Origin of the sequence: Cupriavidus sp. Met-2 (assembly GCF_049843575.1) — a bacterium.
GTDB lineage: Bacteria > Pseudomonadota > Gammaproteobacteria > Burkholderiales > Burkholderiaceae > Cupriavidus > Cupriavidus metallidurans.
In genome coordinates, this window is sequence record NZ_JBBHZL010000002.1 from 261,731 (window position 1) to 288,491 (window position 26,761).

Sequence of the window (26,761 nt, forward strand, 5' to 3'; positions counted from 1 at the left end):
GTGTACGATCAAACCCCCAATGAATCAGACGTTTCAACGCCCCATGCCAGCCCAACCCGACAACCGATCCGCCGCCACCAATGCCCCCGCGCGTGGCAGCGCGCTCGAATGGACCGAGCGCCTGGTATCGATGGATACCACTTCCCGCCATTCGAATCTGGGCCTGATCGAGTCCGTGCGCGACCACTTCCTGGCCAAGGGCCTGCGCCCCCATCTGAGCTACAACCCGCAGGGCGACAAGGCCAACCTGTTCGTGACGATTCCCGCAGCCGATGGCGCCACCAATGGTGGCATCGTGCTGTCCGGGCACACGGACGTGGTGCCCGTCGACGGGCAGAACTGGAGCACCGACCCGTTCAAGCCGGTGGTGCGCGACGGCAAGCTCTACGGTCGCGGCACCTGTGACATGAAGGGGTTCATCGGCACGAGCCTGGCGCTGCTGCCGACCATCCTTGATGCCAGGCTGCGCGAGCCAGTGCACTACGCACTGTCGTTCGACGAAGAGATCGGCTGCATGGGCGCGCCGTACCTGCTGGCCGAACTGCGTGACCGTGGCGTGCGCCCGGCGGGCTGCATCGTCGGCGAGCCGACCAGCATGCGCGTGATCGTGGCGCACAAGGGCATCAATGCCTACCGGTGCTGCGTTAAGGGCCAGGCGGCGCACTCGTCGCTGACCCCTAAGGGCGTCAATGCGATCGAGTACGCCGCGCGCCTGATCTGTTTCATTCGCGATATTGCCGACGAGTTCAAGGCCAATGGCCCTTACGACCGGGCCTTCGACGTGCCGTTTACGACCGCTTCGACCGGCACGATCCAGGGTGGCATCGCGCTAAATACCATTCCCGCCGAGTGCGAATTCGTCTTCGAGTTCCGGAATCTTCCTGGCGTGGATCCGGAAGCGATCCTGGCGCGCATCCAGGCCTACGCGAACGATGTGCTGTTGCCGAAGATGCGCAATGAGCATCCGGATGCCGGCATGGCCATCAGCAAGATCGCCGCCGCGCCTTCGCTCGATGCCGCCGAGACCGATGCCATCACCCAGCTCGTACGCGCGCTGACCGCCGACCGCGATACCAACAAGGTGGCCTACGGCACCGAGGCTGGCCTGTTCCAGCGCGCAGGCATTCCGGCCGTGGTGTGCGGCCCCGGCGATATCCAGCAGGCGCACAAGCCCGACGAGTTCGTCTCGCTGGATCAGCTTGCCGCGTGCGAGACCTTCCTGCACAAGGTGGTGGATAGCCTGCGCGTCGCCTGATTCAGCCCCGTGAAAGCGGGGCCACGGACAGGGCAAAGACCAAGACCAAAAAACGGGGTCACCAACGCCGGCCCGCAAAAAGAAAAAACCCGCGGCACCGGGAGGTGCAGCGGGTTAAGTTTCCATTCCGGAAACGGGTAGACAAGTCATGAAGAGCGCCCCCGCATCTCCATGACGGTTTGAATAGTAGCCACCGAATCGCCCCCTCGGCTTGACACAAGTCAAGCGCCAGACAATGGCGAAGCTGGTGTCACAGATTAGTACAATCCCCCCTCCTTCCCGCCCGCTTCAAGGCCGGATAGTGTCGCCCAGCACCACACCCTCGCGCCGTGGATCGGTACCGCCTTCCAGCAGGTCGTCATCCCCCGTCCGGGTACGCAGTATCGTGTTCACGCCACTTGGCTGGGCCCGTAGCGAGATGCGGTGGCCAAGTGCCTTGAGTCCCTGGACCAGCGGGTCGCTGGCGCCGTCGTTCGTCGTGTTGATTTGCGGATGCTCGCCACCGAGCGTCGTGACTGGGCTGTTGCTGGCGCCGAAGTCGACCAGACCGGCCGACTGCTGCGCGTTGAGCCCCCAGTCGAGCACCCCGACCAGCGTCTTTATCACGTACTGCGGTATCGCCCCGCCGCCCGGCGAACCCGTCGCCATCAGGAAATCTCCGATCGAGCCATCCGCACCCTTGCGGAATACCAGCGTCGGCGCCATCGAACTGCGCGGACGCTTGCCCGGCTCCACGCGATTGGCGACGGGCTGGCCTCTGGCGTCCACCGGCGTCGCGCTGAAATCGGTCAACTGGTTGTTGAGCAGGAATCCGTGGGTCATATGAAACGACCCCATGCTGGCTTCCACCGATGTGGTGGCGCTGACCGCATTCCCCTGCGCATCGACGATCGAAAAGTGGTTCGTTCCATGTTCCGCCTGCGGCACAACGCCCAGCAGCGCGCCGCCCAGGCTGCCGGCCACGGCGGTGCCCATGGAGCGATGCCGATCGATCAGCGCCGCTCGTCCGCGCAGGTATCGTTTGCCCAGCAGCGCATCCGCGCTACCACCCGGCAGCGGCACGAAATCGGGATCGGCCACGTACTTGTCACGATCTGCATAGGCCAGCCGCTCGGCCTCGCTGACGAGGTGCACACCGTGTACGGATGGCTTGCCGCCCTCCCCGTCGACGGCGGTCGGTCCAAGTTCGGCCAGGTCGAAGTTCTCCAGAATCCCCATCACGGATGCCACCGTGATACCGCCGGCGGGTGGCGGCGCACCGCAGATCCAGAACGCGCGGTAGGCCATGCAGACCGGTTCGTGCCGCTTCACCGTGTAAGCCGCCAGATCGGCCAACGTCGTCTTGCCTGGCGTGATGGGCCGGCCATCGGCGCCCGTCGTGGCCGCGATCGACGCCACGATGCCTTCCGCGATCGGCCCCGTATAGAACGCATCGGCACCCTGGCTGGCCAGGGCCTGCAGCGTCCGCGCGTAGGCGGGATTCCTGAGAACCGTACCGATTGCCTTCGGCTTGCCGTCGGGATCGAGAAAGTACGCGCGCGCCTCGGCATCGCGCTTGAGACCATTGGCGTTCGTGGCAATCGCCTGCGCCAATCTGCCGCCGATCAGGAAGCCGTTCGTCGCCAGTGTCACGGCGTCGTCGAACAGCCCCGGCCAGGGCAGCTTGCCATGCTCCCGCTGTACGCGCTCGATCAATCGGGGCACGCCGGGTGTGCCAATGGAGCGGCCGCTGGATCGAAGATCGGGCTTTGGCGAACGCCGGTCCCTGGCATCGTCGATGTGAACCAGATAGTTCGCACCAGCCGACGCCGGCGCAGTCTCCCGGCCATCGTAGGCCTGCACGGTCCGCGTGGTGGCGTCGTAATAGAGCAGGAAGCCGCCCGAACCCAGTCCAGTGGCCTCCGGCACCGTGAGCCCCAGCACCGCCTGCACCGCGACGGCGGCGTCCGCGGCGGTGCCGCCCCGACTGAGCACCGCGCAACCCGCCGCACTGGCGTACGCGTTCGAGGTCGACACCATATACGACCGGGCATGGATCGGCCGCATTCCCTTGCGGTAGCCGCTGGCGGGCTCCGGCGCGGCAGGATCGCCCGGCAAGTTCGAGCCGACCACCACGGTGCCGCCATCATCGGCAAGCACCTGGCAGACGCCTTCGGCGTGTGTCGACGTAGGTGGCGTAGGTGGCGCCGATGGCGGCGCAACGCTAGAACAGCCCCCGACGAGCAGCGCGCCTGCGAGAATCAGCCCGAAACGATGACGGGTTCGCACAGGATCGGAAAATTGACGGAATTGGCGATGTAGCACTTCTCGTGTGCCACGTGATGCAGGTGTTCGGCCTTGGCCGCGTCATCACCGGCGCGGATGGTGACCTGCGGGCGCAGCACGATCTCGGTGAATTTGGCCGGCGAGGCTCTGTCCGTCATCGTGCCTTCGGCCTGATCGACATAGGCCAGCACAGCGATGCCGGCGTCGGCGCACAGGTGCAGGTACCAGAGCTTGTGGCAGGCCGACACCGATGCCAGCAGCAGTTCCTCCGGATTCCAGCGGCTGGGGTCGCCCAGGAACGCGGGATCGGAGGAACCCGGGATCTCGGGCTTGTTGCCGGACCGGATCACGTGTTCGCGTCCGTAGGCGCGGTATCCCGACGTTCCGGTGCCGTGGTTGCCTGTCCATTCGACCGTCGTCTGGTACTTGTGCTCGCCGTGAGCCATGGAATTGCTCCTGAAGTGGGAGAAAAGCTGCAAGGAGCCACCATTGTGGCGAAAAAAAGGGACCTCCGCAGAGGTCCCTTGCTCAACCCGGCCAGACTGCCCGGGCTGGAGATCGGCCGATGCAGCCGGCGCGTCTCAATGCACCATTCGCCCAAACGTGAACTCGCCATCCACATAGTCCACCGGCACGACATCCTTCGCGGCAAACCGGCCTTCCAGGATGGCCTTGGCCACCGGATTCTCGATCTGCTGCTGGATCGCGCGCTTGAGCGGCCGGGCTCCGAACACCGGGTCGTAGCCCGCGCTGGCGATCTTCTCCAGCGCGCGCTCGCTCACGTCCAGCGTCATGTCCATGCGGGCCAGACGGACCTGCAGGCGCTTGAGCTGAATCTTGGCGATCGACTCGATATTCTTCTGGTCGAGCGCATGGAACACCACGACTTCGTCGATCCGGTTCAGGAACTCGGGCCGGAAATGCGTGCGCACCTCCTGCCATACCGCGCCCTTCACCGCCTCCTGCGGTTCGCCAGCCATCGACTGGATGATGTGTGAGCCCAGGTTCGACGTCATCACGATCACCGTGTTCTTGAAGTCGACGGTACGGCCCTGACCGTCGGTCAGACGACCATCGTCCAGCACCTGCAGCAGCACGTTGAACACGTCCGGGTGCGCCTTCTCGACTTCGTCGAGCAGGATCACCGCGTACGGCTTGCGACGCACCGCCTCGGTCAGGTAACCACCTTCGTCATAGCCCACGTAGCCCGGAGGCGCGCCGATCAGCCGGCTCACGCTGTGCTTCTCCATGAACTCGCTCATGTCGATGCGGATCAGGTGTTCCTCCGAATCGAACAGGAACTCGGACAGCGCCTTGCACAACTCGGTCTTGCCCACGCCCGTCGGCCCGAGGAACAGGAACGAGCCATACGGCTTGTTCTCATCCGACAGACCGGCACGCGAACGGCGGATCGCATCAGACACCAGCCGCACGGCCTCGTCCTGACCCACCACACGCTGGTGCAGACGATCTTCCATCTTGAGCAGCTTCTCGCGCTCGCCCTGCATCATCTTGGCCACCGGAATACCCGTGGCGCGGCTGACGACCTCGGCGATTTCCTCGGCGCCGACCTGCGTGCGCAGCAGCTTGTTCTGCTGCTTCTGCTCGCTGGCCTCGGCCTTGGTTGCCGCCTGCAGCTTGCCCTCGAGTTCCGGCAGCTTGCCATACTGGAGTTCAGCCACCTTGTCGAGCTTGCCTTCGCGCTGCAGTCGGGTGATATCGAGCTTGATCTTCTCGATCTCCTCCTTCAGCGCGGCCGCACCCTGGGCGGCGCCCTTCTCGGCGCGCCAGATCTCATCCAGGTCAGCGTATTCCTTCTCGAGCCGGATGATTTCCTGCTCGATCAGTTCCAGACGCTTGCGCGATGCCTCGTCGGTTTCCTTCTTGACCGCCTCACGCTCGATCTTGAGCTGGATCGTGCGACGCTCAAGCTTGTCCATCGCCTCGGGCTTCGAGTCGATTTCCATCTTGATCCGCGCGGCAGCCTCGTCGATCAGGTCGATGGCCTTGTCCGGCAGGAACCGGTCGGTGATGTAGCGGTGCGACAGCTCGGCCGCAGCCACGATGGCCGGGTCGGTGATCTCCACCTTGTGGTGCAGTTCGTACTTCTCCTGAAGGCCACGCAGAATGGCGATCGTTGCCTCGACGCTGGGCTCATCCACAAGCACCTTCTGGAAGCGGCGCTCCAGCGCGGCATCCTTCTCGATGTACTTGCGGTATTCGTTCAGCGTGGTCGCGCCGATGCAGTGCAGTTCGCCGCGCGCCAGCGCCGGCTTGAGCATGTTGCCCGCGTCGATCGCGCCTTCGGCCTTGCCCGCGCCCACCATCGTGTGAATCTCGTCGATGAAGACGATGGTCTGGCCTTCGTCCTTGGCCACGTCGTTGAGCACGGCCTTCAGGCGTTCCTCGAACTCGCCGCGATACTTGGCGCCGGCCAGCAGCCCGGCCATGTCGAGCACGAGCACGCGCTTGTTTTTGAGCGTCTCCGGCACTTCGCCGTTGACGATGCGCTGTGCCAGCCCTTCGACAATGGCGGTCTTGCCCACGCCGGGCTCACCGATCAGCACGGGGTTGTTCTTGGTGCGGCGCTGCAGGATCTGGATCGCGCGGCGGATTTCGTCGTCGCGGCCAATCACGGGGTCCAGCTTGCCGGCACGCGCTCGCTCGGTCAGGTCGACCGTGTATTTCTTGAGCGCCTCGCGCTGCGACTCGGCGTCGGCGCTATTGACGGTATCACCGCCGCGCACGGCCGTGATCGCGGCCTCGAGCGACTTGCGCGACAAGCCGTTCTCGCGGGCGATCCGCCCCGTCTCGCCCTTGTCGTCAGACACGGCGAGCAGGAACAGTTCACTGGCGATGAACTGGTCGTTGCGCTTGATCGCTTCCTTTTCGGTGGCATTCAGCAGGTTGTTCAGGTCGCGGCCCACCTGGACCTCGTTCGTGCCCTGAACCTGCGGCAGGCGATGGATCGCCGCATCGAGCGCGCTCTGCAGGCCGCCCACGTTCACGCCAGCACGCGACAGCAGCGTGCGGGCCGCACCATCGTCCTGCGCGAGCAATGCACGCAGCAGATGCTGGGGTTCGATGTATTGATTGTCATTACCCAGCGCCAGACTTTGCGCTTCTGCCAGCGCTTCCTGGAACCGGGTGGTCAGTTTGTCAATTCGCATTAGGAGCCCTCTCTCTCTAGGAAAGTGTGTCCTGATGCGAGGCCCGCGGCGGCATCGGCTGCCGCCACATATGCCCAGCCGGACACGTTACTTCCGAAAGATAGGGCTTGGGAATGACATTTCAAGACATCGGCGATACACCCGTCATACATTGACCAAGTATCGGCCAAGTGCATGACGGGTAACCCGCATCGCCGGGCCTGGCGGCCACGTCTCAGTTGGGCACGTCCACGGTCGAGCCGGTGACCGTGATCGCGTCGCCGGCCGCGGGTGTGGCAGCGATCGGCGGCACGTTCGACGGCTGGATCCTGGGGCCGACCGTGTCGGTGTCGGCACCTCCGCGCGGCGTGGTGCGCACCACCTGCGACGGCGGCAGCGGCGTACCGTCGCGCAGGTTGGCGTAGACCGCGTCGAGCGCCCGGTTCACGTAAACGTGCATCGGGATATAGCGCTTGGCATATCCGGGAATCACGTCGATGAACCCGTCGAAATGCTGGCCGTTGGTCACCTCGATGTACGAGAGCCGGCTGCTGGCGCCCTCGACGTGCTTGTTCAGCCCGAGATATGGCCGCGACGTGTGGTTCACCGGCAGCAGGCCATCGCTGCGGCCCTGCACGATGACCGACGGTCGGCCGCCAAGGTTGCCCGTGCGATAGGTCTGGCCGATACCGGTCATCAGCGCCGGGTTGCGGGTATCCAGCAGGCCACGCAGGCAGAGCGCGCCGTCGACATTGCCGTCGGCCAGCTTGGTCGAGGGCGATATCGACGTGAAGTCACGCATCGCGCCGGACGGGTTGGCATCGTTCATCAGCGTCACCGCCGTAGTGGGCGGAATGCCATTGCCAGTCGAGAACAGCCCCGCCAGCGCGGCCGCCGGGGCCGTGACGGGATTGGCCTGCGGCGGGCTGCCCGGCGAGGAAAAACTGTAGTGGCAGAGCCGGTCCGTCACGCTGGCGCGTGCATAGGCATTGGCATAGGTCACCGAAATGGAACTGCCGACCTCCAGCGCCGAAAGCGACGCGAACAGGTCATCCGACTCCGGCTCCCAGCCGGCGCGGTGCAACGCATCCAGCGCGGAGGTTGCCTGGGCGGATGTGCTGCCTCCGGCAATCATTTTCTTGGCGGCCAGTGACGCGCATCGGTTGAGCGCGGCCTGCCCGGCCGTTTTGGCAAATGGCGCATTGCCCAGGCTGGCATCCTGGCTGGCGCAGAGCTGGTACAGGTTGGCAATCGTCGTGTAGTCATAAAGATGCTTGCCCGACGCCGCCACCGGTACGCCACCGCGCTTGACGACCACGCCTGCCGTCGGTGGCAGGTTCACATTCGGCTCCCCGACGGCCACGCCGTCGATCAACCCGCCGGTGTCCTGTTCCGCCGCTGCAATGGCCGCCCCGCCGCCATTCGAGATGGCCGACGCGATCACCAGCACATTGGCCGGCGTGAACGTCGCCTGCCGCATGCCATCGGTATTGGTCCTGCCGAACTTGTCGTTGACCGCCCAGAGCGTGAACTGGATCGCCTGCAACGTGTTGGCGCCCCAGTTCGCCTCCGGGTTCTGCTGCGAGTGCGCGTGCTTGAACGCAAGCCGGTGCGGGGTGCTGGAATTGAAGCCCGCCAGCGTTTCCGAGGCACCGGGCTGTGCCGCGAACTGGGCCTGCGTGCCGGCACCGGCCCGGGTCTGCCGGGTGCCGTCGATCAGCGGCACGGTGTCGCTACCCAAGTCATGCGGCGCCGCGCCGGTGCCCTTGTCCGTATAGGCCACCGCGCAGTTGTGCTTGAGCCCCCACTCCCCCACGGCAATTCCGCCATAGACACCACGCGAGCCGGACGAAGTGGCGGAAATGATGCAGGGATGTTTCACATCGAACCCATCCGGAACCTGGGCCATGACCGTCACGTTTTGCCGGCCCGAGCCGTCGTCGGTAAATGCGATGTACTCGGTACCCGGGACCTTGCCCTGGCCGGTCGTCACATTCCCCTTGGCGTCGACGTTGGGGCCGTAGAGCGAGCCATAGCCGCCTGCGGCCTGGACATCCACGATCGCGCGGTAGTTGGCCCAGATCGCGTTACGGCGCAATTCCACGGCCGTCGGCGCGTTCGGATTGGCAAACGCCGGCGCTGCGGCCGCCAGTCCGTCCTTGCCCAGCCCCGCCGTCAGCAGGTCATCCGTGTTGCCGTCGTAGGATTTGACTCCGACGGGGCCGGATATGAACGCCGGCTTGACGTTGGGACCGGTGTTCCCGCCGCTCCCATTTGTGCCAAACCCGCCGCACGCAGCGACGGCAAGCGTGGCGACGGCGATGGCGATCGTGTTTCGGCGGTGCGCACGCCGGGTGCCATGGCCGTGCGAATGGGCGGACTGCGAGAGGTGGCGCTGCTGCATGGGTATGTCTCCTTGTTGTTATCGGCGGAATGGCGCGAACGCCGTCCCGTCCAGGACTCGGTGAGACAACTGCAAACTGCGAAACAGGGGGAATTGCGGAGTGGCGCGGACCATGGTGAGGCGCTGGGAGGTGCGGCTTCATGCGAAGCCGCGCGCACCCGGCGATCCGGCCCGGCAATGTTATACGGTCTTGCGCCGCAGGAGGACGGCCTGGCGGTACGTAGTGTTACCTAAGGTCTACCCCGAAGCCCCTGTACAGAGCCTAGGGGACACCGCCTCAGGCCAGCGCGCGGTACGACCAGATGCCGAACGCGGTCAGCAGGAGCGATCCACCCAGATGCATCGCGAGGTGGAGCATGGCCCAACGATAGTCACCGGCCATCAGATTGGCGATGACTTCGCTCGAGAACGTCGAGAACGTGGTCAGGCCGCCAAGAAAACCCGTGACGGCCAGCAGGCGCCACTCAGGCGGCAAAGACGGGTGGGTTTCGAAGAACGCGACGGCCAGGCCGATCAGGTAGCCCCCGACCAGGTTCGATGCCAGCGTGCCATACGGCAGTGCCGGATTGATAGCGTTCCACGTGACCGAGAAAAACCAGCGCAGCCAGGCGCCGACGGCGGCACCGACGCCGACCGCCACGAAACCCATCGGGCCCATCATTCTTCCTTGTTATTGGCGGGATCCGCGTTGAACGATTCGATACCCCAGCGGCGCAGCGCGGCATCGTCCGAGACCCGCGCGTCGACCCAGCGCGCGCCTTCTGGCGTGTCTTCTTTCTTCCAGAACGGTGCCTCGGACTTCAGGTAGTCCATGATGAACTCGCACGCCGCAAACGCGGCCCCACGGTGGGCCGAGGACACGGCAACCAGCACGATCTGGTCCAGCGGCTGCAGCAGGCCCACGCGATGCACGATGGTCACGCCAAGCAGCGGCCAGCGTTCGCGCGCCGCCGCCTCGATCGTCTCCAGCGCCTTCTCGGTCATGCCGGGATAGTGCTCGAGCTCCATCGTACTGACGCGCGTGCCTTCGCTGGCATCGCGCACCGTTCCGATGAAGCTGGCCACCGCCCCAACGCCCGGATTGCCGGCGTGCAGCGCCGCCACTTCCGCGCCGAGATCGAAATCCTCGTGCTGAACGCGCACCGCCATCTCAGCCTCCGGTCACGGGAGGGAAAAAGGCCACCTCGCAGCCGTCGGCCAGCGGGGTGTCGGCACGTGCCACGGCGTGGTCCACGGCCATGCGCAGCGCGCGGCCATCGGCCAAAGCCTCGGTCCAGGCGCCGCCGCGTCCGCGCAGCCATGCGCGCAGGTCGCCAACCGTGCGAACCTCGGCGGGCACCTCGGCGCGTTCGGCGCCCTGCCCCACCTGTTCGCGCACGCTGGCGAAGTATCGGAGTTCTAGTTGCATGATCAGGCCAGCAAACTGGCAAATGGAATGAACTGCACAACGTCGCCGCGCTGGATGGTCTGGTTCGGCGGATTGTCGATCAGGCCATCGCCCCACACGGTGGACGTCAGCACGCCCGAGCTCTGGTTCGGAAACAAGTCGAGGCCGCCAGCATCGTTGATGCGCGCGCGCAGGAATTCGTTGCGGCGGTCGCCGCGCGGCAGATCGAAATCCGCACGCAGCGGCAGACGACGCGGCGTCACATCCGCGACGCCCTGCAGACGCAGGATGAACGGGCGCACGAACAGCAGGAATGTGACGAAGCTCGACACGGGATTGCCCGGCAGGCCCAGGAAAAACGCGGGCAGCTCGGTGCCGTTGGCCACCTGCCCGAAGGCCAGCGGCTTGCCCGGCTTGATCGCAATCTGCCAGAGGTCCAGCCGACCTTCCGCCGTGACGGCCGGACGGATATGGTCTTCCTCGCCTACCGATACGCCGCCCGACGTGATGATCAGGTCGTTGCCCTCGGCGGCGCGGCGCAACGTGTCGCGCGTGGCTGCCAGCGTGTCCGGGACGATACCGAAGTCAGTCACTTCGCAGCCGAGGTTCTCCAGCAGACCGCGCAGCGTGAACCGGTTCGAGTTGTAGATCGCGCCGGGCTTGAGCGGCTCGCCGGGCATTGCCAGTTCGTCGCCGGTAAAGAACACGGCCACGCGCACGCGGCGGACCACGTCGAGCTTTGCCTGTCCCACCGACGCGGCCAGGCCCAGCGCCTGCGGCGACAGGCGCGTGCCGGCGGGCAGGATCTCGCTGCCGGCCTCGATATCCTCGCCGGCACGGCGAATCCACTCGCCCGATGCCGGTGCATGATTGACGATCACCGCGTCGCCATCGGCCTGGCACTGCTCCTGCATCACCACCGCATCGGCGCCAGGCGGAATCAGGCCGCCGGTGAAGATGCGCGCGGCGGTACCCGGGGCCAGTTCGGTACCCACGTGGCCCGCCGGTATCCGTTGCGAGACTGGCAGCCGCGTGCCCGGCGCCGGCACATCGGCGGCACGCATCACATAGCCGTCCATCGACGTGTTATCGGCCGGCGGCACGCGCAACGCGCTGGTGACCCCGGCCGCCAGCACCCGGCCGTTGGCCTGCAGCGTATCAACGGTTTCGGAATCGGTGATCGGGCGAACGCCGGCCATCAGGGCATCGAGCGCCTGGGCCATCGTCAGCATCGGAGGGCGCGCAGCAGTCTGGGTCATGGGATGCGTGTGGGATTCAGGTTGGCTCCAAATGAAACAGCCCCCGGGCCGGGAAGCCTGGGGGCCGTGGCAGCGGAGCCCGGCAAACCCGATTGTAACGAGTTGGCGCCGGACCGGCCGATCCTGCTGTGATAAGGGCTATTCGCCCTTCGATCACAATCCGGTGTGCTGGGCGATATACGCCTTCACGCTGTCCGCGTCGGCCGGCATCACCTCGAAGCGTTGCGGCAGCTTCTCGATACCGTCGAACGCAGCCGGACGTTCCGGCTCATGGCCCAAAGCCTCGTGGATTGTGTCGGCAAACTTGGCCGGCAGCGCGGTTTCCAGCACCACCATCGGCACGCCCGGCTGCAGGTACTCGCGCGCCACCTTCACGCCATCGGCGGTATGGGTGTCGATCGTCACGCCATAGCGCTGGTTCACGTCGCGGATCGTCGCCAGACGGTCCTGGTGCGAGCTGCGGCCGGAAACAAAGCCAAACTGGCCGATGCGCGCGAAATCCGGCGTGCCCGCCAGATCGAAGCCACCCTTGGTGTCGACGTCGCTGAACAGCGCCACCAGCTTGTCGGCGTCCTGGCCCAGCAGATCGAACACGAAACGCTCGAAGTTCGATGCCTTCGAGATGTCCATGCTCGGGCTCGACGTGTGGTACGTCTGGGCCGAGGTCCGCACGCGATACGTGCCGGTGCGGAAGAACTCGTCCAGCACGTCGTTCTCGTTGGTGGCCACCACGAGCTTGTCGATCGGCAGGCCCATCATGCGCGCGATGTGGCCGGCGCAGACGTTGCCGAAGTTGCCCGACGGCACGCAGAACGACACCTTCTGTCCCGGACCGCTGGTCGCCAGCAGCCAGCCCTTGAAGTAGTAGACCACCTGGGCGACCACGCGGGCCCAGTTGATCGAGTTGACCGTGCCAATGCGCTGGCGCGCCTTGAACGCATGATCGTTCGACACGGCCTTGACGATGTCCTGAGCGTCGTCGAACACGCCTTCGATCGCGATATTGAAGATGTTCGGGTCCTGCAGGCTGAACATCTGGGCGGTCTGGAACGCGCTCATCTTGCGGTGCGGGCTCAGCATGAACACGCGAATGCCCTCCTTGCCGCGCATCGCGTACTCGGCCGCGCTGCCGGTATCGCCGGAAGTTGCGCCAAGGATGTTCAGCTTCAGGCCCGCGCGCTTGAGCGCGTACTCGAACAGGTTGCCCAGCAACTGCATCGCCATGTCCTTGAAGGCCAGCGTCGGGCCGTTGGACAGGCCCAGCAGTTGCAGCTTCGTGCCGCCCTCTTCGCCCAGTGTGCGCAACGGCGTAATGTCGGCGGTGTTGTCGCCGGCCCGCGCGTTGCAGTACACGTCTGCCGTGTAGGTCTTGCGCGTCAGCGCGCGCAGGTCCTCGGCGGGGATGTCGTCACAGAAGCGCGACAGCACCTCGAACGCCAGGTCGGCGTACGGGAGCTTGCGCCAGGCTTCGAGTTCCTCGGCCGTGATCTGCGGGTACTGCTTGGGCAGATACAAGCCGCCATCGGGCGCCAGGCCACCGAGCAGGATCTCGGAGAACGATTGCGGCACGTCATGGCCGCGCGTCGACTGGTAATTCATGAGGCGAGTCAGGTCCGTCTGTCAGCTATCAGTTCAGTTCTTCCATGCGCAGGCGCGTGACCGGCGACAGCACGGTCTGGAGCGCTTCGATGCTGCGAATCGCGGCATTGACGTGCTTCTCGCGCGTCAGGTGCGTCAGGATGATGATGTCGGTCTGCGGCTCGCCTTCGCGCGATTCCTTCTGCAGCATCGCGTCAATGCTGATGCCGGCTTCCGCCAGGATGCGCGTGATCTCTGCCAGCACGCCAGTTTCGTCCGACACACGCATGCGCAGGTAGTACGAGCTAGTGACTTCGTCGATCGGCAGCACGGGCACGTTCGACAGCTCGTCCGGCTGGAATGCCAGGTGCGGTACGCGGTGGTTCGGATCGGCGGTGTGCAGGCGGGTCACGTCGACCAGATCGGCAATCACGGCCGAGGCGGTCGGCTCGGCGCCGGCGCCCTTGCCGTAGTACAGCGTGGCGCCTACGGCATCGCCCTGCACCAGCACGGCGTTCATGGCGCCTTCCACGTTGGCGATCAGGCGCGAAGCCGGCACCAGCGTCGGGTGCACGCGCAGCTCCACGCCTTCCTCGCGGCGACGGGTGATACCGAGCAGCTTGATGCGATAACCCAGCTCCTCGGCGTATTTGATATCGATGGCCGACAGCTTGGTGATGCCTTCCACGTGAGCACGGTCGAACTGCACCGGCATCCCGAATGCGATCGCGCTCATCAGCGTGACCTTGTGCGCGGCGTCGACGCCTTCGATGTCGAAGGTCGGATCGGCCTCGGCATAGCCCAGTTGCTGCGCTTCCTTGAGCACGGTATCGAAATCCAGACCCTTGTCGCGCATCTCGGACAGGATGAAGTTCGTCGTGCCGTTGATGATGCCGGCGATCCACTGGATGCGGTTCGCGGTCAGGCCTTCGCGCAGCGCCTTGATGATGGGGATGCCACCCGCCACTGCCGCCTCGAAGGCGACGATCACGCCCTTCTTGCGCGCGGCCTCGAAAATCTCGTTGCCATGCACGGCCAGCAGCGCCTTGTTGGCGGTGACCACGTGCTTGCCATTCTCGATCGCCTTGAGCACCAGCTCGCGGGCGATGCCATAGCCGCCGATCAGCTCGATGACGATGTCGATGTCCGGACGCGTCACCACGTCGTTCGCATCGCTGACGACGTCCACCGTCCCACCAGTCAGCTCGCGGGCGCGCTCGGTGTTCAGGTCAGCCACCACCGCAATCTCGATGCCGCGGCCTGCACGGCGACGAATTTCCTCCTGATTGCGCTTGAGCACGTTGAACGTGCCGCTACCGACGGTACCGATGCCGAGAAGGCCGACTTTGATGGGATTCATGAACGTCTGACTCTGGTTTGCTTGATTCTGAAATAGGGGCGTCCGGTGGCTCAGGCCGTACCGTGACGTTTGCGATAGCTTTCAAGGAAGCGGCCGACGCGGGTGATGGCCTCGCGCAGGTCTTCCTCGTGTGGCAGGAACACAATCCGGAAATGGTCCGGCGCGCCCCAGTTGAAGCCGGTACCCTGCACCAGCAGCACCTTCGATTCCTGCAGCAGTTCGTAAATGAACTCCTGATCGTCCTGGATCGGGTACATGGACAGGTCGAGCTTCGGGAACAAGTACAGCGCCGCCTTGGGCTTGACGCACGTAACGCCCGGGATCTTGGTAATCAGCTCATACGCCAGATCGCGCTGGCGGCGCAGGCGGCCGCCTTCGGTCACGAGGTCATTGATGCTCTGATACCCGCCCAGCGCCGTCTGGATCGCCCATTGGCCCGGCACATTGGCGCACAGGCGCATCGACGAGAGCATGTTCAGCCCTTCGATGTAGTCGAGCGCGGGACGCTTGTCGCCCGACACCACCATCCAGCCCGCGCGGTAGCCGCACGAACGGTAGTTCTTCGACAGGCCGTTGAAGGTCACGGTCAGGACGTCCGTGGACAGCGAGCCGATCGACGTATGCGTATTGCCGTCGTACAGGACCTTGTCGTAGATCTCGTCGGCGAAGATGATCAGGCCGTGCTCGCGCGCGATGGCCACGATCTCCTTCAGCAGTTCGTCCGAATACAGCGCCCCGGTGGGGTTGTTCGGGTTGATGATGACGATGCCGCGCGTGTTCGGGGTGATCTTGCGGCGGATATCATCGAGGTCCGGCATCCACTCGTTGGCCTCGTCGCACACATAGTGCACCGGCGTGCCGCCGGACAAGCTCACCGCGGCCGTCCACAACGGGTAGTCAGGCGCCGGCACCAGCATTTCGTCGCCACTGTTGAGCAGCGCATTCATCGCCATCACGATCAGCTCGGACGCGCCGTTGCCCACATAGATGTCATCCAGCCCCACGCCCTGGATCTTCTTTTCCTGGGTGTAGTGCATGATCGCCTTGCGCGCGGCGAAGATGCCCTTGGAATCCGAGTAACCCGCCGAATTGGGCAGGTTGCGCATCATGTCCTGCTGGATCTCCTCCGGCGCGTCGAAGCCGAACACCGCCAGGTTGCCGATGTTCAGCTTGATGATCTTGTGCCCCTCTTCCTCCATTTGCTTGGCCTTTTCCAGCACCGGGCCGCGGATGTCATAGCAAACGTTCTGGAGCTTGTGCGATTTCTGGATGGGTTTCACGGCGGTGTTGGCGATGTCAGGGCAAGCTGCCGGTCTCTGGCGGCAGCGGAATCTGGGAATCTCTGGATTGTCCTGCGCGTCTGGCGGCGCGTCCGCAATGAGGCTCGCGAGGCGTGGCAGACCTGGAGGCAAAAGCTATAAGATATCGGATTATGACAGACTTCGGCACGGATTCTTGCATTGCGGCGAGCGTTTTGCCCTCCCGCGCGCACGATCCTGCCACCAACCCGTCGCCAGTCTCCTGCTTCGGCCACCCTTCTGCACCGGGTGGCTCACCGGACACATCCCGACGGCATGAGGCCCCCACTTGAAACTCCACGCCGACCAACCCCAAAGCCTCAATACCGTGACCGGCTACGGTCCCGGCTATATAGAAATCAATGCGATCCGGCACGAAACGGCGGTGCTCGTGATGCCCGAAGGCAACGTCGAACCATGGCCGGTCAGCCGTTTCGAGGACCTGGAACCCGCCCATTTCGAAGCCTTGCTGAAAAAATCGCCCGAAGTCGTGCTGCTGGGCACCGGCAGCACGCTGCGCTTTCCCCACCCGCGCCTGACCGCCGCTCTCTCCCGCCTGCATATCGGCGTGGATGCAATGGACTTGCAGGCCGCATGCCGCACCTACAATATCCTCATGGCCGAAGGCCGCAAGGTTGCGGCGGTGTTGCTGGTGGAGCCGGCTGCCTGACTTGCCGAAGCACGGCATCGGGCAACCTGACGAGCCAGCGCGTACCGCCGGGGCCGCGGATTCCCGCCGGGTTCGGTTTACGCCACGCTTGAAGTCCGTAGAACTGCCCCAATCTGCACTCGCCATGGCCGCAAAGCCCGAGGCCGACATCGGGCTGCCGCCGTCACCGATGATGCACGCCATCCCAGGAGAGCCACCAGCATGACCGTCAGTCTCAACAAGGCCATACCCGACTTCCAGGCCCCCGCCACCGGTGGGGACTTCCGTCTTGCCGACCAGCGCGGCAAGACCACCGTGCTGTACTTCTACCCGAAGGACAACACGCCGGGTTGCACCACGGAGGCGATGAACTTCCGCGATCAGTACGACGATTTCGAGAAGGCTGGCGCCGCGGTTTACGGCATCTCTCGCGACAGCATGAAGTCGCACGAGAACTTCAAGGCCAAGCTGGAGTTGCCGTTCGAACTGATCTCGGACGCCGACGAGGCGATCTGCCAGCTCTTCGATGTCATCAAGATGAAAAAGATGTATGGCAAGGACGTGCGCGGCATCGAGCGCAGCACGTTCATCCTTGATGCCAAGGGTGTCCTGCGCCACGAAATGCGCGGCATCAAGGTGCCGAATCACGTGGACGAAGTGCTGGAGATCGTCAAGGGGATGTGACCGGAGACATCCTCGCGACAGCGATGCAACAGTGACGCAACGATGCGTTTTCGCCTGATTGCCAAACCGGAATCGTTCGGGTAGATTGGGTCGTAATGCGTTCAGATCCCAGTTGCCACGCTGCCGTATCGGTCCAGCCCAGCAGGCTCAGTCCCCGGGCTGGTAGCGGACCTGCCGCGTCGCGGGTCCGCAAGCAAGCCGCCATCCCTGTCCACCAGGTCTGGCGGCTTTTTTGTTTGTCCACACCCTCAACCTCACTCTACGGTTTTCCGGTTTTCTGCCGTTCGTTGGCGTTGACGCGCCAGCCATTCCGCCCCCGTCTGTTCCCCTGAAAGGAAAGCCAAGCATGCCGCTGCCTACCATGCCCGCCAAGCCTGCCCAACTGCTGGACCCGAGCGAGTTCGCCCCGGTCACACTGCCCAAGGCCAAAGTCGCGCAGGGTAAGAAACCTGTGCCGGCCCTCGAGCGTGTGGCATTGCTCGAGACCGGCGACACCAATGCGCCTGCCACCGCGCGCGCTGGCAGCACCACCCGGGCCAAGACCACCGAAGCCCCGGCATCGACCAAGGCTCCGGCCCCGACGCCAGCCGTCAGCCTGGTGCAGCCCGGCGCCAGCCCCACGCGCCGCGCACGCAAGGCCACCGGCCCGAGCAAGCTGTTCGTCCTCGACACCAACGTGCTGATGCACGATCCGTCGTCGCTGTTCCGCTTCGAAGAGCATGACATCTATCTGCCGATGATGACGCTCGAGGAGCTGGACAACCACAAGAAAGGCATGAGCGAAGTTGCGCGTAACGCGCGCACGGTCAGCCGGACGTTGGACCAGCTCGTGGGAGGCACCGACGGCGTGCTCGACGAAGGGCTACCGCTGGCCAAGCTCGGCAATCGCGATGCCCAGGGCAAGCTGTTCTTCCAGACGCGCCTGAACGACATCAAGCTACCGGAAGGCCTGCCGCAAGGCAAGGCGGACAACCAGATCCTTGCGGTGGTGAGCGCCCTGCAGCAGCAGTACCCGGACCGCCAGGTCGTGCTGGTGTCGAAAGACATCAACATGCGCATCAAGGCGCGCGCCCTGGGCCTGCCCGCCGAGGACTACTTCAACGACCAGGTCCTGGAAGACAAGGACCTGCTTTACTCGGGCGTGCTTCAGCTGCCCAACGATTTCTGGGCCAAGCACGGCAAAGGCGTGGAAAGCTGGCAGGATCCGAAGTCCGGCACGATGTTCTATCGCCTGACCGGGCCGCTGGTGCCGTCGTTCCTGGTCAACCAGTTCGTCTACCTGGAGCCGATGGACGGCAGCCTGCCGCTCTATGCGCAGGTCAAGGAAATCAACGGCAAGACCGCCCTGCTGCAGACGCTGAAGGACTACACCCACAACAAGAACAATGTGTGGAGCGTGGTAGCCCGCAATCGCGAGCAGAACTTCGCGCTGAACCTGCTGATGAGCGCGGACGTGGACTTCGTCACGCTGCTCGGCCAGGCTGGCACCGGCAAGACGCTGCTGGCGCTTGCAGCCGGCCTCGAGCAGGTGCTGGACCAGAAACTCTACAACGAGATCATCGTCACGCGCGCCACCGTGCCCGTGGGCGAGGATATCGGATTCCTGCCCGGTACCGAGGAAGAGAAGATGCAGCCCTGGATGGGCGCGTTCGACGACAACCTCGAGGTACTGCAGAAGAGCGACGACAGCGCAGGCGAGTGGGGCCGTGCCGCCACGCAGGAGTTGATCCGTTCGCGCATCAAGGTCAAGAGCATGAACTTCATGCGCGGCCGCACCTTCGTGAACAAGTTCGTGATCATCGACGAGGCGCAGAACCTGACGCCGAAGCAGATGAAAACATTGGTCACGCGGGCGGGCCCTGGCACGAAGATCGTCTGTCTGGGCAATATCGCGCAGATCGACACGCCTTACCTGACCGAAGGTTCGTCCGGCCTGACGTACGTGGTGGACCGCTTCAAGGGCTGGAGCCACAGCGGTCATGTGACGCTGGCACGCGGGGAACGCTCGCGCCTGGCCGACCACGCCGCTGACGTACTGTAGGATCGGAGCTTGCAACGCCGAGTCCGCGGCTCTGGCCATCCAGACCGCGGGCGGCACGCTGCCGGGCGTGGCAACGAAAAAGGCGTCGGTGTCTTGCTGACAGCCAGGACCACATGGCCCGGTTATGATTTCCGGGTACGCATGTCAATACGGAGGCGTCGATGGACAAGCAGGAAGCGTTCAATCGGTATCTCTCGAACAGCAGAACGCTGTTCTCGCGAACTGCCCGCGTAACGCGGCGCAGGCGCGTCATCGCTGCAACGCTGGTAGGCATGGCCCTGACGATTGGAGCCGCACTGTGTCCCGCATTTGCGGCCGACGAGATGGTGATTCGCACCATGGGCCCCGTCAGCTACGTCTGCGGCGGCATTGCAGCGGATGAACGCGCGAAACTGGCGGCTCAGGAAAAGAACTTCAACATGAGTGTCCTGTTCACCCAGGGTGATGGCGAATACCTGTCCGACGTTGACGTAAAGATGACACTGGAAGGCCAGCCCGTGGCTAATTTCAAGGCCGGCGGCCCTCGCTGCCTCATACGTGCGCCCGAAGGCAGCTACAATATCGAGGCCAGTTACAAGGGTCAGACAAAGTCCATCAAGATCACCACCGGCACGCGTAACGCGCAATTGCGCTGGTAGGCAACCGTGGGAATGGACGCATGACCCGGCAACCGAATCAGAAGAAGGATGCCGCAGCGCCCGTTTCACTCACCCTCTCGCCGGCTTTCACTATCCGCACTGTGCGCAGCGGCACTACTGCTCGCCGCCTGCGCCGGCGGACCGCCCGCACGTCAAGGCGCGTCGCTGCCCCGCACACCGGGCAAGCCAATCGTCGATCCCAGCGCCGGACTCGAGGAAATCTCGATCCAGGCAATGTCCCTCGTCGGCACACCATACCGCTACGGCGGAAACACGCCTGACTCCGGATTCGATTGCAGCGGCCTGGTCCGTTACGTGGTCCAGCGCGCCGCCAGCGTCAACCTGCCACGCACCACCGAGCAAATGGGACAACGTGGCACGACACTCGATCGACGCGATGTCGCATCGGGCGATCTTGTCTTCTTCAACACGACGGGACGCGCCAACTCCCATGTCGGCATCTATGTCGGACAGAATCGCTTTGTCCACGCCCCGGCCACCGGTGGCACCGTCCGGCTGGAAGACATGACCAAGTCGTACTGGGCGTCGCGCTACAACGGCGCGCGGCGCGTCGTGGCCGCCGGCAGCCTCGATATGACCCCGGTTCCCAGCCCAGCCCCTTCAGCCCCACTCACCCCACTCAGCCCACCCGCCCCGGACGACGACGATCCGATCGCCGCATTCGCGAACCGGTAAACGAACAAGCCAGGCACGAAGCCTGGCTTGTCATTGGGATTCCGCTCGCGCTTGCCAGCGTTACAGAATCTGCTTACCGATCCACCAGGCAATGGCGGACATAAATGCCGAGGCCGGAATCGTCAGGACCCAGGCCCACACGATGTTGCCCGCCACGCCCCAGCGCACGGCCGACATCTTCTGAGCCGAGCCAACGCCGACGATCGCACCGGTGATCGTATGCGTGGTCGATACCGGCACACCCAGCGCGGAAGCAATGAACAGCGTGATCGCACCGCCCGTCTCCGCACAGAAGCCACCCACGGGCTTCAGCTTGGTGATCTTCTGACCCATCGTGCGCACAATCCGCCAACCGCCGAACAGCGTGCCCATGCCGATGGCCAGGTAGCAGCTCACAATCACCCACATCGGCGGTGCGGCGCCACCCACTGCGACATGACCGCTGGCAATCAACAGCATCCAGATAATGCCGATGGTCTTCTGCGCGTCATTACCGCCATGACCCAGGCTGTAGAGCGACGCCGACACCAGTTGCAGGCGACGGAACCAGCGATCCACGCGCGACGGTGGCGTGCGGAAGAACGTCCAGCCGACGATCACCATCATGATCGAACCCAGGATGAAGCCGAGCAGCGGCGAGATCAGGATAAACGCGACGGTTTTGAGCAGGCCGTTGCCGACCAGCGCGCCCGTGCCTGCCTTGGCCACCGCGGCACCCACCAGCCCGCCGATCAGCGCATGCGAGGACGACGAAGGGATGCCATACAGCCAGGTAATCACGTTCCAGGCAATTGCCCCAACCAGGGCACCGAAAATCACGTAATGATCGACGATATTGACGTCGATGGTTCCCGTACCGACTGTGGCTGCCACCTTGAGGTGGAAAATAAAGATGGCGATCACGTTGCACATGGCCGCCATGGCCACGGCATGGTGCGGCTTGAGCACGCCCGTGGAAACCACCGTGGCAATCGAGTTGGCCGCGTCGTGGAAGCCGTTCATAAAGTCGAACAGCAGCGCAAGCGCGACCAACAGGCCGATCACCCACAAGCTCATTTGAACAGTTTGCATGCGAGTACGCGCCTCAGGCGTTTTCCAGGACGATACCTTCGATGATGTTGGCCACGTCCTCGCACTTGTCGGTAATGGACTCGAGCTGTTCGTAGATCGCCTTCAGCTTGATCAGACGCTTGACGTCGGTTTCCTCGCGGAACAGCTTCGACATCGCCGAGCGCATCACACGATCGGCCTCGGATTCGAGCTGGTCGATCTGCTGCGTGGTCTTCAGGATCGCACTGGCGTTGCCCATGTCTTCGAGCAGCGCAACGGCAATCTTCACCTGATCGCAGCACTGCACGCAGATCGCCGCCAGACGACGGGCCTCGTCGGTCAGGCTCGTCACGTCGTACAGCGAAATCGTCTCGGCAACATCCTCCATCAGGTCCAGGATGTCATCCATGGTCGTGATGAGCTTGTGAATCTCGTCGCGGTCCAGCGGGGTGATGAACGTCTTGTGCAGCAGGTCGATCGTGTCATGCGTGACGCGGTCCGCCTTCTTTTCGGTGGCCTGCACGCGCCGGGCATGGGCTTCGGCGTTGGGCAGGTCGTTGACCAGCGCCTCCAGCTCATGGGCTGCAGTCACCGCGCAATCGGCGTGCTGGTTGAAATATTCGAAGAACTTGCCCTCGGTGGGCATGAATCGACCGAACATGAAATGTCCTTGTGGCGCGCCTCAGGGCCGCGCTTGGTTGTTTTGCAAATGGGATGCAGGGCAAATTGCATGACAGCCGCGCGAGGGCGGCTGTCATCAAAGCGCAATATTTTACAGGTATGCGTCGCCCTGCGGGGTAATCACGGCGAATCAGGTGTCGTTGTCGAAGAACGCCGGACCACCGCTAAAATTGTCAAATTTCGTGAATTGACCTAGGAACGTGAGCCTAACGGTACCGATTGGACCGTTACGCTGCTTGCCGATGATGATCTCGGCCGTGCCCTTGTCTTGCGAATCCGGGTTGTAAACTTCGTCGCGATAGATGAACAGAATCACGTCGGCATCCTGTTCGATAGCGCCCGACTCTCGCAAGTCGGACATCACGGGGCGCTTGTTCGGGCGCTGTTCCAGACTGCGGTTCAGCTGCGACAAGGCAATGACCGGGCAGTTGAGCTCCTTGGCCAACCCCTTCAGCGAACGCGAGATTTCCGAGATCTCGGTGGCACGGTTCTCGCCGCTACCCGAACCCGACATCAGTTGGAGGTAATCGATGATGATCAGGCCAAGCTGTCCACATTGCCGCGCCAGACGGCGGGAACGGGCACGCAACTCCATGGGATTCAACGCCGGCGTCTCATCGATGAACAACTGCGCGTCGTTCATGCGCTGAATCGAGTGCGTCAAGCGCGGCCAGTCCTCGTCGAGCAGTCGACCGGTACGCAGGCGATGCTGATCGAGGCGCCCCACCGAACCCAGCATACGCATGGCCAGCTGGACGCCCGCCATTTCCATCGAGAAGACCGCTACAGGCAACCCCTGCTCGACGGCCACGTGCTCGCCAATGTTCAGCGAGAATGCCGTCTTACCCATCGAGGGGCGCCCTGCCACGATGATCAGATCCCCCGCCTGCATACCACTGGTCATGCGATCGAGGTCGATGAAGCCAGTGGGAACGCCGGTCACATCACTGGTGGAGTCACGGTGGTAGAGCTCGTCGATCCGCTCGACCACCTGCGTCAGCAGCGGCTGGATCTCCTGGAAGCCCTTCTGGCCACGCGCGCCCTCTTCGGCAATGGCGAATACTTTCGACTCGGCTTCGTCGAGCAGCTCGCGCACCTCTCGCCCCTTGGGTGCGAAGGCCGCCGACGCGATGTCATCGGCGACGGTCACAAGCTTGCGCAGCACCGCACGTTCACGCACGATTTCCGCGTAACGACGGATATTGGCCGCACTCGGCGTGTTTTGGGCCAGCGAGTTCAGGTAGGCCAGCCCTCCGACCTCCTCGGCCTTGCCGGCCCCCTGGAGCATCTCGAAGACAGTGATCACGTCGGCCGGCTTGGTCGCCGAAATCAGACGGGCAATGCTCTGAAAGATCAGCCGATGGTCGAAACGATAGAAATCTGCCTCAGAAATGAAGTCGGCAATCCGGTCCCAGGCGGCGTTATCCAGCAGCAACCCGCCAAGTACCGATTGCTCGGCCTCGATGGAATGCGGTGGAACCTTGAGACTGTCTAGTTGGGGATCTGCGGCGGGCGCGTTCATGGGGGGCAATTATAGCGGCGCTGAAGGCCGCGCAAACAAAAAAGGCAGGAGCGCGGCTCCTGCCTTTCTGTGCATCGCGCACGCCAAACCGAACTGGCGCACTGCTTCGCGGGGTACGGCTTAGACGTGCTCGCCCAGAACGGCCACGGTCACATCTACCACCACGTCGGTGTGCAGAGCAACGCTGACCGGGTGGTCGCCAACAACCTTCAGCGGGCCGGACGGCATGCGAACCTGAGCCTTCTCCAGCTTGAAGCCTTGGCCAGCCAGGGCTTCAGCGATGTCAGCGTTGGTCACCGAACCGAACAGACGGCCGTCCACACCCGACTTCTGGGTGATCTGGACGGTCAGGCCATTCAGCTTCTCGCCTTCGGCTTGAGCGGCAGCCAGCTTTTCGGCGGCAACCTTTTCCAGCTCGGCGCGCTTCACTTCGAATTCGGCGATGGCGCTTTGCGTCGCGCGGCGTGCGCGCTTGGTCGGGATCAGGAAGTTACGAGCGTAACCGTCCTTCACGCGAACGATGTCACCCAGGCTACCCAGGTTGATGACTTTTTCCAGCAGAATGACTTGCATCGTGTATTTCTCCTTGCGGTCCTGGGACTATCAGTTCTTGTGCAGGTCGGTGTACGGCATCAGCGCCAGGAAGCGAGCGCGCTTGATGGCCGTATCCAGCTGACGCTGATAGTGAGCCTTGGTACCGGTCAGGCGAGCCGGCGTGATCTTGCCGTTGTCGCCGATGAAGTCCTTCAGCGTGTCCAGATCCTTGTAGTCGATCTGTTCGACGCCTGCCACGGTGAAGCGGCAGAAGCGCTTGCGCTTGAACAGCGGGTTCTGTTGCTGAAAGCGCTTCTTGTTCTTGTTGTCACGTTTGACGAATGCCATGATTCAATCCTTTTCGAATGCTTTACATCGAGTGATGTGAAAGACCAGTGTCCTGCTGTTGCGGTGCTTGCGGGCCAGAAAGCCTTCGCAATCGAGCAGCGTATCGAGCGGAAACCGCTCAAGCTGCTGGCCAACGGCGCCAATGCCCATGGCCACGATTGCGAACTCCACCTGCCGGGGCGTTTCCGCCTCCAGTGTCTCGCCGGCATGCTGCAGAATGCAGTTGACGACGGGCACTCCAGCCGGCGTATAGCGCAGCGCCTCTCGCTCGACGAGCGTGGCGGTCAGCCGAAGCTGGTTCACCGCAACAATGCAGTCCGCTCTCAGGCGGGCTGGCCTTCCGTGGTCGTTTGCGCGGCCTTGCGGGCTTCTTCGCGCTGCACTTCCTTCATCATCGGCGAAGGAGCAGTCTCGGCCTTCTTGGTCTGAACGATCAGGTGACGCAGCACAGCGTCGTTGAACTTGAACGCGTGTTCGAGTTCAGCCAGCGTGTCCTTGCCGCATTCGATGTTCAGGCAAACGTAGTGAGCCTTGGCCAGCTTCTGGATCATGTAGGCCATTTGACGACGGCCCCAGTCTTCCACGCGGTGAATCTGGCCGTTTTGCGACGTGACGAGCTGCTTGTAACGCTCGATCATCGCCGGCACTTGTTCGCTCTGGTCCGGATGGACGATAAATACGATTTCGTAATGACGCATTGACGCTCCTTTTGGGATGAGCCACCCGGGCGTCACGTCCGGTGCGGCAAGGTTGAGTAGCCCGCGAGTATAGCCCGGAAAGGGGCCTTCCCGCAAGGATTCGGCACCCGGCCTGTCTCAGTACCGCTCGAAGAGCGCCTGAAGCCGGGCCGCATCGCGCCCCAGCGAAGGGTCGCCGGCCAACGCCAGCAGCAGCAGCACGCGCGCTTTGTAGGGATTGAGGTCGCCCGCCGAGACAAATACGCCACCTGCCGGTCGCGGCGGTGCGGGGATTGCCACATGACCAGCACCGGTACGCGAGCTTCGAGCCACCGCAACGCCACATGCCGCAGCATCGACCAGCGCGGCCGTCAGCGTTTCGTGCACGGAACCGTTGCCGGCCGCGGCCACGACAAACCCGAGCACGCCGGCGGCCACCATCGCATCGATACCGACCCTCCCCGGCTGCGCGTAGCTGGCGACGATCTCCACCAACGGCCATGCAGCGGGCACCGGCAAGCGCGGCGCCTGATCAGGACCCGGGGTGCGCGAGAAATGGACATAGGTGTCCTGCACAAAACCCAGCGGACCGGCAACTGGCGAATGGAAAGCATCGACAGCCGACGTATGCGCCTTGACGACATCACGCGCGGCATGAATCTGCTGATTCAGCACCACGAGCGCACCTTTGCCAACTGCCACCGGGCTTGCCGCCACGCGCACCGCATCGAGCAGGTTCAGCGGCCCGTCAGCGGAAAGCGACGTCGATGGGCGCATGGCCGCCGTCATCACGACAGGCAACGGGCAAGCCTGTGTCAGATGCAGGAACATCGCCGTCTCTTCCAGCGTGTCAGTGCCATGTGTGATCACGATCCCGGCGACATCGTCCTGCGCGGACCAATACCCGATTCGCGCGGCAAGCATCCGCCAGAGATCGAACATCATGTCCTTGCTGTCCACCTGCGCCACCTGCTCCGCCTCGACTCGCGCCACATCGGCCAGCGCGGGCACTGCCTGTACAAGTTGCGATACGGGCACTGTCGCAGCCTGATAGTGCGCGCTACTGGCAGGATTTGCGGACGAACCGGCGATGGTGCCACCAGTCGCGAGCACAACGATACGAGGCAGGAGTACGGACATGGACGGGGTTGACGGAGCTTGTAGGCGGGCCGATTGTAACTGCGCGAACGCCTGGCCGAACCCGTGACAAACCCGTGGGCCTCACCCCACAGAACTACTCGTGTTGAGCCGGCTGCGCAAAATGTGCTTGCACTTCACCCGATACT

The 26,761-nt window shown here is 63.8% G+C and carries 25 protein-coding genes; 6 read left to right on the forward strand and 19 right to left on the reverse strand.

Features of this window, described 5'->3' with window-relative positions; genetic code table 11:
- The first annotated feature begins 43 nt into the window (after positions 1–43).
- On the forward strand, positions 44–1,255 hold the full coding sequence (argE, locus tag WD006_RS06465) for an acetylornithine deacetylase (protein WP_029307725.1): 1,212 nt from the start codon (positions 44–46) through the stop codon (positions 1,253–1,255).
- A 288-nt stretch (positions 1,256–1,543) separates the two neighbouring features.
- On the opposite strand, the gene WD006_RS06470 is transcribed toward argE, so the two are convergent.
- From WD006_RS06470 to WD006_RS06520, 11 genes are all read right to left on the reverse strand, one after another.
- Complete coding sequence (locus WD006_RS06470) at positions 1,544–3,394, reverse strand: gamma-glutamyltransferase family protein (RefSeq protein ID WP_141192884.1); 1,851 nt, start codon at positions 3,392–3,394, stop codon at positions 1,544–1,546.
- A gap of 101 nt (positions 3,395–3,495) precedes the next feature.
- Complete coding sequence (locus WD006_RS06475; RefSeq protein ID WP_011516683.1) at positions 3,496–3,966, reverse strand: OsmC family protein; 471 nt, start codon at positions 3,964–3,966, stop codon at positions 3,496–3,498.
- A gap of 135 nt (positions 3,967–4,101) precedes the next feature.
- On the reverse strand, positions 4,102–6,690 hold the full coding sequence (gene clpB / locus WD006_RS06480; protein ID WP_011516684.1) for an ATP-dependent chaperone ClpB: 2,589 nt from the start codon (positions 6,688–6,690) through the stop codon (positions 4,102–4,104).
- Between the two features lie 214 nt (positions 6,691–6,904).
- The gene (locus WD006_RS06485) at positions 6,905–9,073 is read right to left on the reverse strand and encodes a D-(-)-3-hydroxybutyrate oligomer hydrolase (RefSeq protein ID WP_011516685.1); all 2,169 of its coding nucleotides are present in this window, start codon (positions 9,071–9,073) and stop codon (positions 6,905–6,907) included.
- Between the two features lie 277 nt (positions 9,074–9,350).
- Positions 9,351–9,731, reverse strand: a complete 381-nt coding sequence (crcB, locus tag WD006_RS06490) for a fluoride efflux transporter CrcB (RefSeq protein ID WP_008645434.1) — start codon at positions 9,729–9,731, stop codon at positions 9,351–9,353.
- Entirely contained in the window at positions 9,731–10,222 is a 492-nt protein-coding gene (gene moaE / locus WD006_RS06495; RefSeq protein ID WP_029307723.1) for a molybdopterin synthase catalytic subunit MoaE, read from the reverse strand. The genes crcB and moaE overlap by 1 nt, the downstream gene beginning before the upstream one ends.
- 1 nt (position 10,223) lies before the next feature.
- Complete coding sequence (moaD, locus tag WD006_RS06500) at positions 10,224–10,481, reverse strand: molybdopterin converting factor subunit 1 (protein ID WP_011516687.1); 258 nt, start codon at positions 10,479–10,481, stop codon at positions 10,224–10,226.
- A 2-nt stretch (positions 10,482–10,483) separates the two neighbouring features.
- Positions 10,484–11,719, reverse strand: coding sequence for a molybdopterin molybdotransferase MoeA (gene glp, locus WD006_RS06505; RefSeq protein ID WP_011516688.1), 1,236 nt, complete (start codon positions 11,717–11,719; stop codon positions 10,484–10,486).
- A gap of 153 nt (positions 11,720–11,872) precedes the next feature.
- A complete protein-coding gene (gene thrC, locus WD006_RS06510; protein WP_029307722.1) occupies positions 11,873–13,318 on the reverse strand; it encodes a threonine synthase in 1,446 nt (481 codons plus the stop codon).
- Between the two features lie 28 nt (positions 13,319–13,346).
- The gene (locus WD006_RS06515; protein WP_011516690.1) at positions 13,347–14,657 is read right to left on the reverse strand and encodes a homoserine dehydrogenase; all 1,311 of its coding nucleotides are present in this window, start codon (positions 14,655–14,657) and stop codon (positions 13,347–13,349) included.
- A gap of 50 nt (positions 14,658–14,707) precedes the next feature.
- Complete coding sequence (locus WD006_RS06520) at positions 14,708–15,937, reverse strand: pyridoxal phosphate-dependent aminotransferase (protein WP_008650683.1); 1,230 nt, start codon at positions 15,935–15,937, stop codon at positions 14,708–14,710.
- 307 nt (positions 15,938–16,244) lie between these two features.
- Between WD006_RS06520 and WD006_RS06525 the strand changes: the two genes are divergently transcribed.
- The 5 genes from WD006_RS06525 to WD006_RS06545 all read left to right on the forward strand — a co-directional run bounded on the left by WD006_RS06525 (position 16,245) and on the right by WD006_RS06545 (position 20,663).
- A complete protein-coding gene (locus tag WD006_RS06525) occupies positions 16,245–16,625 on the forward strand; it encodes an Mth938-like domain-containing protein (RefSeq protein ID WP_011516692.1) in 381 nt (126 codons plus the stop codon).
- Positions 16,626–16,826: 201 nt separating this feature from the next.
- Positions 16,827–17,288, forward strand: a complete 462-nt coding sequence (locus tag WD006_RS06530; RefSeq protein ID WP_011516693.1) for a peroxiredoxin — start codon at positions 16,827–16,829, stop codon at positions 17,286–17,288.
- A gap of 346 nt (positions 17,289–17,634) precedes the next feature.
- The gene (locus WD006_RS06535; RefSeq protein ID WP_029307721.1) at positions 17,635–19,329 is read left to right on the forward strand and encodes a PhoH family protein; all 1,695 of its coding nucleotides are present in this window, start codon (positions 17,635–17,637) and stop codon (positions 19,327–19,329) included.
- Between the two features lie 161 nt (positions 19,330–19,490).
- Positions 19,491–19,967, forward strand: coding sequence for a hypothetical protein (locus WD006_RS06540; RefSeq protein ID WP_029307720.1), 477 nt, complete (start codon positions 19,491–19,493; stop codon positions 19,965–19,967).
- A gap of 48 nt (positions 19,968–20,015) precedes the next feature.
- A complete protein-coding gene (locus WD006_RS06545; RefSeq protein ID WP_029307719.1) occupies positions 20,016–20,663 on the forward strand; it encodes a C40 family peptidase in 648 nt (215 codons plus the stop codon).
- A gap of 60 nt (positions 20,664–20,723) precedes the next feature.
- Here WD006_RS06545 and WD006_RS06550 read toward each other — a convergent pair whose 3' ends face one another.
- The 8 genes from WD006_RS06550 to WD006_RS06585 all read right to left on the reverse strand — a co-directional run bounded on the left by WD006_RS06550 (position 20,724) and on the right by WD006_RS06585 (position 26,615).
- A complete protein-coding gene (locus tag WD006_RS06550) occupies positions 20,724–21,734 on the reverse strand; it encodes an inorganic phosphate transporter (RefSeq protein WP_029307718.1) in 1,011 nt (336 codons plus the stop codon).
- Between the two features lie 13 nt (positions 21,735–21,747).
- Complete coding sequence (locus WD006_RS06555; RefSeq protein WP_008650676.1) at positions 21,748–22,374, reverse strand: DUF47 domain-containing protein; 627 nt, start codon at positions 22,372–22,374, stop codon at positions 21,748–21,750.
- 150 nt (positions 22,375–22,524) lie between these two features.
- Positions 22,525–23,916, reverse strand: coding sequence for a replicative DNA helicase (locus WD006_RS06560; protein ID WP_008650675.1), 1,392 nt, complete (start codon positions 23,914–23,916; stop codon positions 22,525–22,527).
- 120 nt (positions 23,917–24,036) lie between these two features.
- A complete protein-coding gene (gene rplI, locus WD006_RS06565) occupies positions 24,037–24,489 on the reverse strand; it encodes a 50S ribosomal protein L9 (RefSeq protein ID WP_011516698.1) in 453 nt (150 codons plus the stop codon).
- A 30-nt stretch (positions 24,490–24,519) separates the two neighbouring features.
- On the reverse strand, positions 24,520–24,798 hold the full coding sequence (rpsR, locus tag WD006_RS06570; protein WP_006163606.1) for a 30S ribosomal protein S18: 279 nt from the start codon (positions 24,796–24,798) through the stop codon (positions 24,520–24,522).
- A gap of 3 nt (positions 24,799–24,801) precedes the next feature.
- A complete protein-coding gene (gene priB / locus WD006_RS06575) occupies positions 24,802–25,101 on the reverse strand; it encodes a primosomal replication protein N (protein WP_011516699.1) in 300 nt (99 codons plus the stop codon).
- Between the two features lie 20 nt (positions 25,102–25,121).
- Positions 25,122–25,496, reverse strand: coding sequence for a 30S ribosomal protein S6 (gene rpsF / locus WD006_RS06580; protein ID WP_008650672.1), 375 nt, complete (start codon positions 25,494–25,496; stop codon positions 25,122–25,124).
- Positions 25,497–25,613: 117 nt separating this feature from the next.
- Entirely contained in the window at positions 25,614–26,615 is a 1,002-nt protein-coding gene (locus WD006_RS06585) for an asparaginase (protein ID WP_011516700.1), read from the reverse strand.
- Between the last annotated feature and the right edge of the window lie 146 nt (positions 26,616–26,761).